At 64.2% G+C, this 11,269-nt stretch carries 10 protein-coding genes; 1 reads left to right on the top strand and 9 read right to left on the bottom strand.

The features are described 5' to 3' along the window. Positions 1-266 precede the first annotated feature (266 nt). Positions 267-2,384: a TonB-dependent siderophore receptor gene (locus tag VGN93_RS23385; protein WP_327510014.1), complete on the top strand. Its 2,118-nt coding sequence runs from the start codon at positions 267-269 to the stop codon at positions 2,382-2,384. An 11-nt stretch (positions 2,385-2,395) separates the two neighbouring features. Here the strand turns inward: VGN93_RS23385 and VGN93_RS23380 are convergent, their stop codons facing one another. From VGN93_RS23380 to VGN93_RS23340, 9 genes are all read right to left on the bottom strand, one after another. Beyond that, entirely contained in the window at positions 2,396-3,289 is an 894-nt protein-coding gene (locus VGN93_RS23380) for an AraC family transcriptional regulator (RefSeq protein ID WP_327509398.1), read from the bottom strand. Positions 3,290-3,534: 245 nt separating this feature from the next. Continuing rightward, entirely contained in the window at positions 3,535-5,136 is a 1,602-nt protein-coding gene (locus VGN93_RS23375; protein ID WP_327509397.1) for a 5-guanidino-2-oxopentanoate decarboxylase, read from the bottom strand. Between the two features lie 19 nt (positions 5,137-5,155). After that, positions 5,156-5,878, bottom strand: a complete 723-nt coding sequence (locus VGN93_RS23370; RefSeq protein WP_327509396.1) for an HpcH/HpaI aldolase family protein — start codon at positions 5,876-5,878, stop codon at positions 5,156-5,158. After that, a complete protein-coding gene (locus tag VGN93_RS23365; protein WP_327509395.1) occupies positions 5,871-6,566 on the bottom strand; it encodes an RraA family protein in 696 nt (231 codons plus the stop codon). Before VGN93_RS23365 ends, VGN93_RS23370 begins: the two co-directional genes overlap by 8 nt. 14 nt (positions 6,567-6,580) lie before the next feature. Next, positions 6,581-7,699 carry an ABC transporter ATP-binding protein gene (locus VGN93_RS23360; protein ID WP_327509394.1) on the bottom strand — a complete coding sequence of 373 codons (1,119 nt, stop codon included), beginning with the start codon at positions 7,697-7,699 and terminating at the stop codon, positions 6,581-6,583. A 68-nt stretch (positions 7,700-7,767) separates the two neighbouring features. Beyond that, positions 7,768-8,796 carry a spermidine/putrescine ABC transporter substrate-binding protein gene (locus tag VGN93_RS23355; protein WP_327509393.1) on the bottom strand — a complete coding sequence of 343 codons (1,029 nt, stop codon included), beginning with the start codon at positions 8,794-8,796 and terminating at the stop codon, positions 7,768-7,770. A 31-nt stretch (positions 8,797-8,827) separates the two neighbouring features. Next, positions 8,828-9,616 (bottom strand): ABC transporter permease, encoded by a 789-nt coding sequence (locus tag VGN93_RS23350; RefSeq protein ID WP_327509392.1) that lies wholly within the window; start codon positions 9,614-9,616, stop codon positions 8,828-8,830. Beyond that, positions 9,613-10,473, bottom strand: a complete 861-nt coding sequence (locus tag VGN93_RS23345) for an ABC transporter permease (protein WP_327509391.1) — start codon at positions 10,471-10,473, stop codon at positions 9,613-9,615. The genes VGN93_RS23350 and VGN93_RS23345 overlap by 4 nt, the downstream gene beginning before the upstream one ends. Continuing rightward, the gene (locus VGN93_RS23340; protein ID WP_319313402.1) at positions 10,470-11,192 is read right to left on the bottom strand and encodes a GntR family transcriptional regulator; all 723 of its coding nucleotides are present in this window, start codon (positions 11,190-11,192) and stop codon (positions 10,470-10,472) included. The genes VGN93_RS23345 and VGN93_RS23340 overlap by 4 nt, the downstream gene beginning before the upstream one ends. Between the last annotated feature and the right edge of the window lie 77 nt (positions 11,193-11,269).

Here is an 11,269-nt window from a genome sequence, read left to right as displayed (position 1 = left end):
GCGAAACCCTCCAGGCTGTTTAAAGTGGAGTTTCCGTTTCAGGTTCACGGGGCGGCGTCAAGGCGCATGCTCGCGCCGCGGCGAGACGGCGGCGAAGTTTCCGTGGGTTTGTACAAAACCGCGGAAATTTACAATACTGGATAAATCATCTCAAGTTAATGGGTCGTTCAGGGGACATCGCAAATCGCTGCCGGGCTGAGACGCTTCGGCCGTGGAGCGACGGCATGGCCCCGGACAATGGCAACTTCGACTTCTGGGACGTGGCAATGAACATCAAAAAGACAGGCGACAACAGGCACTACAGGAACGTGGTCCTTCTGGGGTGCACGGCGCTTGTCGCCCTCACGCCGAGCTTCGTGCTGGCTCAGCAGGCGGATGCGGGTTCCACGACGGTTCTGGAAACGATCACCGTCGATGGCAGCGGCGCGGTCGCCGCCTATGACGACGACGCGAAGACGATCGTCGCGCGGAAAACCTCGGGCGGCAGCAAGATGGCGACCGATATCCTCGACACGCCGGCCTCCGTCTCCGTCATCACCGCCAAGGAAATCCAGCAGCGTGGTGCCGAGAGCGTCGAGGAAGTGCTGCAATATACGGCGGGCGTGACGACGGACTTCTACGGTTCGGACGACCGCTACGATTTCTTCAAGATCCGCGGTTTCGACGCCACCACCTATCGCGACGGGCTGGTGCTCGGCCGTCCCTTCGGCGGCGTGCGCGAAGAGGCCTATGCCTTCGAGCGCGTCGAGGTGCTGAAGGGGGCTAGCTCCTCGGCCTTCGGTGTTTCCGATCCGGGCGGCTCGGTGAATTACGTGACGAAGCGGCCGCGGAGCGAGAAGTTCGGCGAGGCCTATGTCACGGGCGGGTCGTTCGACCGCAAGGAGTTTGGCTTCGATTTTGGCGACAATCTGACCGAAGACGACACGCTGTCCTACCGTTTCACCGGCAAGCTCAGGGATGCCGACGCCGAATACGACCATTCGCGCGACGACGAGAAATTCTTCATGGGCGGCCTGACCTGGCGCCCGACCGACGCGACCAGCCTTTCCATCGTCTACGACCACCTGAACAAGGATGGCGTGCCCGGCAGCGGCGGGCATCCGGTCGGCACGGATTTCGACCGGGATCGCTTCTTCGGCGAGCCGGACTACAATTTCCGCGGCACCAACCGCAACACGGTCAGCGTCCTGCTCGACCATGATTTCGGCTCGGGCCTGACCTTCAGCTCGAACGCGCGCTACAGCAACACCGACACCGATTTCGGTTACGCCTATATTTCCGCGACGCCGACGGACGGCTCGACCACCGCGTCGCGCGCCTTCTTCGGCAACGAGACGTCGAGCCGGCAGTTCATCATCGACGCGCATCTGCAATATGAGGCGAGCTTCGACAACGTGGAAAGCCGCAGCCTGTTCGGCGTCGAATACAATAATTTCTCCGAGGACGACGATACCTATTGGGGGCCGGCGCCGGGCATCGACTGGACGAACCCCGTCTATACCGGCGGACCGGTGGGGCTGCCGCTCATCGCCAGCACCAAGAGCGACCAGAAGACCAAGGCCCTCTATGTCCAGCAGGACCTGACCTTCGCGGATAAATTCATCGTCTCGGCCGGCCTGCGCAACGACTGGCTGGACATCCGCGAGACGGACAGGCTGACCGGCACGCGCAGCGAAGGCGATTACAGCGAACTGACCAAGCGCATCGGCCTGACCTACCGGCTGACCCACGAGATCGCGCCCTATGTGAGCTATGCCGAATCCGTCGCCGCACCCTCCCTCGGCCTGGAGCCGGAGCGTGGCGAACAGTACGAACTCGGCGTGAAATACCAGCCCGACGCCTTCCCGGCGCTGCTCACCGCGTCGATCTACGACCTCACCAAGAACAACATCACGCGCACCAACCCGGCGACGAACCTGCGCGAAACGATCGGCGAGGTTCGCGTTCGCGGCCTCGATCTGGAGGCGAAGGCGGAGATCACGAGTAATTGGAGCCTGACGGCGGCCTATTCCTACCTCGATGCCGAGATCGTCGAGAACGGAACGGATGGCAACGAGGGCAATCGTCCCTATCACGTGCCGAAGCATATCGCGTCGGTCTGGGTGAACTATGCGCTCGAAGGCGATGGAAAACGCGGCGACATGACCTTCGGCCTCGGCGGGCGCTATACCGGGTCCTATTACTTCAACGACGCGAACACGGTGAAGACGGGCAGCAACTTCCTCGTCGACGCGGCCTTCACCTACAAGGTCTTCGAAAACACCGCCCTGCAGGTGAATGTCAGCAACCTGTTCGACCGAAAACACATCGATTACGGCGGCTTCGGCGCGGATTTCTACAATCCCGGCCGGGCGATTTCGGCGACGCTGCGCCAGACCTGGTAATCGGTCGCGGTCTACAGGAGGCGCTGCATCCGCCGCCAGGCGGCGGGTGTTTCGCCGGCGATCTGGCGAAAGGCTTTCGTCAGGTGCGCCTGGTCGGAAAAGCCGAGCTGGGCGGCGATATCGGCGATGGTCAGCTCGCTTTCGACCAGCAGCTTTTGCGCCAGGTCGATGCGCTTGCCGAGCTGCCATTGCAGCGGGGTCTTGCCGGTGGTCTGCTTGAAGACATTGGCGAACCAGCTTTCGGAAAGGCCGACGGTCGACGCCATTTCGGCGACGGTCAGGCGGCCGTCGCTGCGGCCGTTGATGCGTGAGATCAGCTTGTTCATCTGCGCCTGGGTGAGCCGTCCATTGGGCTGTTCGCTGCCGGAATCGGGGATGTCGAGCAGGCCGCTGACGATGCTGCCGACCAGGCTTTCGGCGTAGATGGCTGGTTTCGAGGGGTGCGACACCTCGTCGACCAGCAGGGACGCCAGGGTCTCGATCGCGCCGACATCCTGGATTTCCACCGGGCGGCGCAGTGCCGTCAGCGCCGCCGAGGATCCGACGGAAGGCGACAGGAAGCGCAGCAGCTTGTCCTTGTGCAGGTGCAGGTCGAGATGGGAGAAACGGTGCGGCGAGGTGAAGGTCGTCCAGAGCGCAACCCCCGCCGGCACATAGACCGCGCGCATCATCGGGCGGAAATGGTCGATCACGCCGCTTTCGCGGTTGGTCATGCGGATATGGGGCGAGACGTCGTTGAAGAAGATGACGATGCGCGGATCGGGCGACAGGTAATATCCCTTGGCGCCGGGCTGGCCTTCCGCATCCCAGAACACGCTCATCAGCCCGTCGAGGCCGCGCCATTTGACCGGCGCCAGCACCTTGATGCCCTCCGTGTAGCAGGTCATGGAATGCCGATAGTTCAACGCCCGGAGCCGCCCATGTTCGACATCGTGGGGAGGAAAGTCATGGCGGTTCGCGTCTCCCGTGGTCAGCAATTTGCAACTGCGCAAAGGCACAGGCTGGATGTATTAAGATGAGAAATTTTATCATGTTTTTGCTTCGTGGCAAGAGATGAGTGTATTCAGATCGTCACGCCGGCAAAATCGGCGTGAAAAAACCCGTGTTCAGCCTATGCGGCCATGCTGAGCCGTGATGGAACGCGTTGTGCTCAAGCCTTCAGGAAGGGCGCGTTTTCCCTGAGGTGGATGACCGTCGGGCCGTCCGCGGCGAAGGCGGCTTTGACGGCGGCTTCCAGGTCCTCGAAGCTCGTCGGCTCGGCGGTCCGGCAGCCATAGGCTTCGGCGAGCTTGACGAAATCCGGATTGTGCTGGTTGACGCCGATGGTCGGGATGTCGCGCACGATCATGCCGTCGCGGATCTGGGCGAGGCTGTCATTGTTCCACAGGATGATGGCGAGCGGCAGTTTGTTTTCCACCGCCGTGCCGAGCTCCTGGAGCGTGAACTGGAAACCGCCATCGCCGACGATCACGGCGACCGGCGTCTCGGAGCTGGCGATCTTGCCGCCGATTGCTGCCGGCAGGGCGTATCCCAGCGTGCCGTAGCCGGCCGGAAAATGCCAGGTGCGCGGCAGGGCGCTGCGGTAGAAGGCGTAGCCGGTATAGGCGAGCTGCGTCATGTCGGTATAGACGACGCCATTGTCGGGAATGGCGTTGCGCAGGCTGTCGAGCACGCGCACATGTTTCTGTTCGAGCGGCGTCAGCCCGTCGCGCTCGGCGGCGCGCAGTTCGGCGACGGCGTTGCTGTCCTTGAAGCCGGTGGCTGCGGAAACTTTCTCCGCGATCGCCGCGACCGCCAGTTTCGAATCCGCTTCCATGGCGACGTCCACGTCGTAGTCGCGCACCAGCGTCGCGGGGTCGATGTCGATGCGGATGATCTTGCCGTTCATCGGCAGCGGGCCGTCGAGCCATATATCGGGTTCGGCAAGCTCGGTGCCGATGAGCAGCACCGCGTCGGCGTCGCGCACGAACTCCTGTGTGGCGCCGCGGTCGACCGTCACTTCCAGGGCGAGCGGGTGGTCGTCGGGCAGGATGCCCTTGGCGGCGATGGTCGGCACCACGGCCGCGCCGATCTTTTCCGCCAAGGCGCGCACTTCGGCGGCTGCGGAAACCGCACCGCCGCCGGCGAGGATCACCGGCCGTTTCGCGGCGTCGAGGATGGCTGCCGCCGCCTCGACTTGTGCGGCATCGGGCGCGCGGCGGCGCGCGGTGGTGCGCCGGGTGGCAGGCTTGTCGTCCGGCGCCTTGAAGACGTCGAGCGGGATCGAGACATGCACCGGGCGCGGGCGGCCGCTGTCGAACAGGGCGAAGGCGCGGGCGATATATTCGCGCACCTGGTTGGGGCTCGTCGCGGTCTCGGAGAAGGCGGTGAGGGGGCGCGTGACGGCCGACTGGTCGGTGATCTCGTGCAGCATGCCGCGGCCCATGCCGAGATCCTTGTTGGCGGCGACGGAGGTGATGACCAGCATCGGCACGCTGTCGGAATAGGCCTGGCCGATCGGGGTTGCCGCATTGGTGACGCCGGGGCCGGAAATCAGCACGCAGACGCCCGGCTTGCCCGACATGCGGGCATAACCGTCGGCCATGAAGCCGGCGCCCTGTTCATGGCGCACGCCGATATGGCGGATGCCGGCGGCATCCATACCGCGATAGGCTTCGAGCGTGTGCACGCCCGGCATGCCGAAGACGGTGTCGACGCCATAGGCCTTCAATATCTGCATGAGGCGGCTGCCGCAGGAAATGGTCTCGTTCATGGTGAAATTCCGTTGATGTTCAGGGTTTCGCGGCGTCTTCGAGGCCGGTCCAGATGGAGCCGTATTCATCGGCAACGACCATCAGGCTGGCGCCGAGTTCCGTGGCAAAGGCCCTCTCGGCGCGCGACCAGGCAGGCATGATCCAAGGTTTTCCAGCTTTTTCAGCCGCTTGCGCAATCTTTTTAAGGTCCGCCTTGTCGGCATCCGTGTTGCGATAGGCACCACGGCCGGAATCAAGCGACAGGTCGCTTGGGCCGACGAAGAGGCCATCGACGGTCGGTAGCGCCAGGATCGCCTCGATATCCTTGAGGGCCGCAGCCGACTCGATCATCGGATAGCAGCGTGTCTTGGCGTTCTCGTTGTCATAGTATTCGGGCTTCACGCCGCCATAGCGGGCGGGGCGGGTGCCGGAAAAGCTGCGCGTGCCGAGCGTCGGATATTTGGCTGAAGCGGTCACACGGCGCGCGTGCTCGACATCGCCGATATGCGGGATGATGACGCTGTCGGCGCCCATGTCGAGCGCCTGCTGGATCGGGATTGCCTCCGGCCCCAGCACCTTGGCGTGCATGGTCATGCCGAGCGCCTTGCCGAGCGCGAGGATGCGGTCCAGCGCTTCGAGGTCGAACAGGCCGTGCTCTATGTCGAGCACGATATGGCGGTAGCCGATGTCATGAGCAATCTCGATCATCGCCTGATGCGGGGTCGAGAGCCAGACGGCGAGGGTGTCGAGCGTATCAGCCATGGGCGGCGCCATCCTTCTTCTGCCGGTCGGCGATCATGCCGGCGATATCGACCAGTTCCTGCAAGGTGCCGCCGGCATTAATGCGCGCCACCCAGCTTCCCTCGTCTTCCTGGTCGGCGAGCGCGATATCGGCGATGCCGGCCACCTGGTCCGGTGGCAGCACGAGAATGCCGCAGTCGTCGGCAAGGATCGCGTCGCCCGGATTGACGGTGACGCCGCCGCAGGAAACGGGGATGTTGTAGCCGCCGCCGAGATTGAGCAGCTTCGTGGTGATCGGCGAGACGCCGCGCGCCCAGGTCGGCACGCCGGCCTCGCGGATTGCGGCCGGGTCGGTGATCATGCCGTCGATGATGACGGCGGCGAGCTTGCGCTCCTTGGCGACGGCGGCCATGAAGCCGCCCCAGGCGGCGTGGCGCTCATCGCCCGCACGGTCGATCACCAAGATGTCGCCGGGGCGCACTCGGTCCATGGCGTGATAGAGCAGGGTGGAATCGGGGCCGGGGATCGACACGGTCTGCGCGGTGCCCGCCACCCGCACGCCATCGATCAGCGGGCGCAGGTCGTTGCGCATGAAGCGGTCGTGCAGGTAGTGGCCGACGGTCGCCGCCTCGACGCGCGCGAAGCGGGCGAGAAGGCCGGCGTCGAGCTGCGGCGCGGGGTCGGCGATCCGGTAGGATTTGATCGACATGATGAAAAGGCGTCCTATTGCGTGAGGAGTCTGATGGCGGAGGGGGCGCAGGCGAGCGTGGCCGGCGCGCCGGTTTGCGGCGTGAGTTGCTCGCCGTTGCGCAGGCGGGCATGCAGGCGGCTGCCGTCGGCAAGCGTCAGGCCGTAGACGGTGTCCGTGCCGATATAGACGGCCTCGGTGACCGAGCCGGAAAAGCGCACCGAGCAGCCGGCCTCGCCCTCAACGAAATGCAGCGCCTCCGGGCGGATGGCGAGCGTGCATGGATCGCCGGGCTGCAAGGGGAGAGTACAGGGAAAGTCGATCCGGCTGCCGGCGGCCTCCAACGTGAACTGGTCGCCGTCGCGGGCGGTGATGCGCGCCTCGATCAGGTTCATGTCGCCGATGAAGCCGGCGGTGAATCGGTTGGCGGGGCGCTCGTAGATCTCCACCGGTCCGCCGACCTGCTGGACGACGCCGTTGTTCATGACCGCGATGCGGTCCGACATGGTCAGGGCTTCCTCCTGGTCATGGGTGACGAAGATGAAGGTGATACCGAGGCGGCGCTGCATCTCCTTGACCTCCATCTGCATCTCGCGGCGCAGTTTCAGGTCGAGCGCGCCGAAGGGTTCATCGAGGAGGAGCACGGAGGGGCGGTTGATCAGCGCGCGGGCGAGCGCGATGCGCTGCTGCTGGCCGCCGGACAGCGCAGACGGTTTGCGGTCGATGGCATGGGTCATGTGCACGCTGTCGAGCGCAGCCTTCACCCGCTCGCGGATCTCGTCTTTCGCCACACCCTTTACCGAGAGGCCGAAGCCGACATTCTCGCCGACGTTCAGATGCGGGAAGAGCGCGTAGCTCTGGAACACGGTGTTGACGTTGCGCTGGTGCGCCGGCACGCCGGTGACGTCGCGGCCGTCGAGCAGCAGACGGCCGGAGGTCGGCTCCTCGAAGCCGGCGATCATGCGCAATGTCGTCGTCTTGCCGCAGCCGGAGGGGCCGAGGAAAGTGAAGAACTCGCCCGCTTTTATCGTCAGGTTCAGGCGATCGACGGCATAGGCCGTCTCGGCTCCGGTGCCGAAGGCCTTGCGGATATCGATCAGTTCGATGGCGGCACGGCTGACGCCGGCCGGCTCTGTCGTGATGTCAGGCGGCATATCGTTCTGGAACTCGCTCAGGGAAAAGAGGCGGCCGGCATACCGGCCGCCGATGGTTCGGGCCGCCGTTACTGGGCGGTCTTCACCTTGGTCCAGCCATCCTGGTAGAGCTTGGTTGCATCACCCACGTCGAGGATGAAGTCGGCCTTCATCAGCTTGTCTTCCGGCGGATAGATGGCGGCGTTCTCTGCGGTTTCCTTCGGCAGCAGCGCCTTCGCCTTGTCGATGACGGTCGCCGATTTCGAGAGATCGGCCGCCTTGGCGGCGACGTCCGGCCGCATGATGTAGTCGATGAACTTGTAGGCTTCCCCGACATTCTTCGCGGATGTCGGAATGGCGAAACCGTCGATCCACATCGAGCCGCCTTCATCCGGAATGACGTATTTCACCTTCGGATTGCTCACCATCACCTGCGCGATGGAACCGTTCCAGCCCTGCACGATGCAGGCTTCGCCGGAGGCGACGAGATCGCCGAAATTCGTGCTGTTATAGCCGCCGAGCACCTTCTTCTGCTCGATCAGCGACTGGGTCGCCTTCTCGATCTCTTCCGGCTTGGTGGTGCCGGCCTTGAAGCCGTTGACCTGAAGGCCGGCAATATAGGCCGCCAGCATGTTGTCGAGCATGTAGATGCGGCCTTCGTACTGCGGATCCCACAGCGCCTTCCAGCTCGTCGGCGGCGTCTTCACGCAGTCCTCGTTATAGGCGAAACCGGTGGTGCCCCAGATGTAGGGCACGGACCATTTCTGGCCGGGATCGTACGAAACTTCCTTGAAGGGCGCGCCGAGATTGCCGATGTTCGGGATCTTGGCGTGGTCCAGCTCCTGCAACAGGCCCTGCTTTGCGAGCACCTGCACGGTGTACTGGCTGGGTTCGATGAGGTCGTAGCCGCTGGCGCCGGCCGACAGCTTCGCCATCATCGTCTCGTTGGAATCGTAGGAGTCGAAGGTCACCGTGATGCCGGTCTCCTTCGCGAAGTCGTCGACGATCTCCTGCGGCACTTCGCCGGACCAGGCGTAGATGTTGAGCTCGGCGGCCGAGGCGCCGGACGCGATTGCGACCAGGCTGGCCGATGCAAAAAGTATTCTCCAGTTTTTCATTACGCATTCCCCATTTCTTGGTTGGTGGTTCTTATGATTGTTTGCGGATCGTCTTGAGATAGCGGCTCATGACGACCAGGATGACCAGCACGTTGACGGCGATCAGCATCGCGCCGAGCGCGTTGATCTTCGGCGTGAGGCCGGACTTCAGCGTGGCGTAGATCTGGATCGGCAATGGCGTGGAGCCGACGCCCGAGACGAAGGTCGAGACGACGAAATTGTCGAAGGAGATCACCGCGCAGAGCAGGAAGGCCGAGAGGATGGCGGGCGCCAGCAGCGGCAGCGTCACGCGTAGGAACGCCTGTTTGCCGTTGGCGCCGAGATCGGCGGCCGCCTCGTCGAGGCGCGGGTCGAGACCGGAGGCGGCGGCGCGCACGATCAGGAAGCTGAACGGGATCGACACGAGCACATGGCCGGCGATCAAGGTGCCGTAGCCGAGAGGCACGCCCGTCCAGACGGTCGCGACGAGCAGGCCGACGGCGAGCACGATCTCCGGCAGAACGAGTGGCGCGATGATGAGCGTCGAGAACAGGTTCTTGCCCGCGAAGGGGCGCTTCACCACGGCGAGCGCGGCGCTGGTGCCGATCATCGTTGCGAGGGCGGCCGAGGCGATGGCGACGATGACGCTGACTTGCAGGCCGGCGCGGAGCCCGCGGTCGCGCAGTGCTTCCGCAAACCAGGCGAGCGAAAACCCTTCCCAGACCACCGTCGAGCGGCCGGCATTGAAGGCGTAGATGACGAGGACCAGCAGGGGTGCGAAGAGGAAGACATAGCCGACGAGCGTGGCGGCGGGCACGTAGAGCGCGATGAGCTTCCTCATGTCCGCGCCTCCTCGACGGAGCGCAGCACGCGCATGTAGCAGACGATGATGCCCGACGAGATGACCAGCAGCACCACGGAAACGGCCGCACCCAGCGGCATGTTGCGGAAGTCGAGGAAGAGCTGGACGATGAGGTTGCCGAGAATGATGCTCTTGCCGCCGCCGAGCAGGACTGGGATGGCATAGACGCCCATGGCCGGCACGAAGACGAATAGGATGGCGGCCATCACGCCCGGCAGCGACAGCGGGAAGGTGACCCGCCAGAAGGATTGCAGCGGCGTCGCGCCGAGATCGTCGGCGGCTTCCAGCAGCCGTTTGTCGAGGCCGTTCAGCGCGGCATGGATCGGTAGCACCGTGGTCGGCAGGAAGGCATAGAGCATGCCGACGAGCACGGCCGGATAGGTGCCGATCATGCGGATCGGCTGTTCGATGAAGCCGAGGCCGAGGAGCGCGCTGTTGATCGTGCCGTTGCGGCCGAGCAGCACCATCCAGGCCGACATGCGCACGATGAAATCGATCCAGAAGGGAATGAGCAGCAGCGCCAGCAGCAGCCCGGCATGGCGCCCGGCGCGCAGCGCGATGAAGTAGGCGATCGGATAGCCGACCAGCAGGCAGACCACGGTGGAGATCGCCGCGAGCTGGAGCGAATTCAGGAAGATCGGCAGGTAGATCGCCTGGAAGAGCTCGCGGTAGCTCGCCAGCGTGAAGCCGAATTTCGCGCCGCCATAGGTGTCCTGTTCGGCGAAGGAAAAGGCGATGACGATGAGGATCGGGATGACCAGCAGGAGGATGGCGCTGAGGAGGGACGGGGCGAGGAGCGCCAGTGTCACGAGATTGCCTCGGCGCGCGGCGATCATTTCCGCGTCTCCATGCGCGTCTGGCGGGAGGGCTCGACGGGCCGAATGAGGTTCGTCGCGCTGACGGAAAGGTGCCCCCGCATCGCCGCTTCCGCCCTGTCGGGATCGCGGCTGGCGAGTGCCTCGTGGATCACCACCATGTCGTTCAGGTCTTCGAAAAGCAGCGCGACGGGCATGCGCGAGACATAGAGGCTGCGCACCGATAGCGCATAAAGACGGGTGAGCGCCTGCATCAGGTACGTGTTGCCGGAGGCCTCGGCGATCAGCTTGTGCATCTCCTCGTCGATGCCGAGATGCCATTCGATCTCCATGCGCTTGGCCTCGACGCCGGCGCGCGCCTCCTCGATCAGCGCGGCCAGACGGTCGAGTTGGGCATCGCTGATGCGGGTGGCGGCGAGCCGTGCCGCCCAGAGTTCGGCCTGCAGGCGGAATTCCTGGAGCTGGAAGAAATCGGTGGCCGAGGTAGAGGAGACGAAATAGCCGCGCTGCGGCACCGCCAGCAGCAGATCCTCCTGCGCCAGCCTTTGCAGCGCCTCGCGCAGCGGCGTGCGGCCGACCGCCAGCCGCTCCATGCATTCCTTCTCGTCGATCGGAGAGCCCGGCAGCAGTTCCGCCTTGATGATGGCGGTGCGCAGCCCGTGATAGGCGACGTCGCTCAGGCGCATTTTCTTCGTGGAGAGAGGCTGCAAGGTCTGGCGCTCCATAAAATATATTTTCAAGATATCATCTGAATATTTGCTGTCAACGACCTCTTTGGAGGATCGTAAAAATGACAAAAGGCCGCTCCATCGGGGGG

The sequence above is a fragment of the Shinella sp. genome, assembly GCF_035998705.1.
Lineage (GTDB): Bacteria > Pseudomonadota > Alphaproteobacteria > Rhizobiales > Rhizobiaceae > Shinella.
This window is presented reverse-complemented; position numbering and strand designations above follow the sequence as displayed.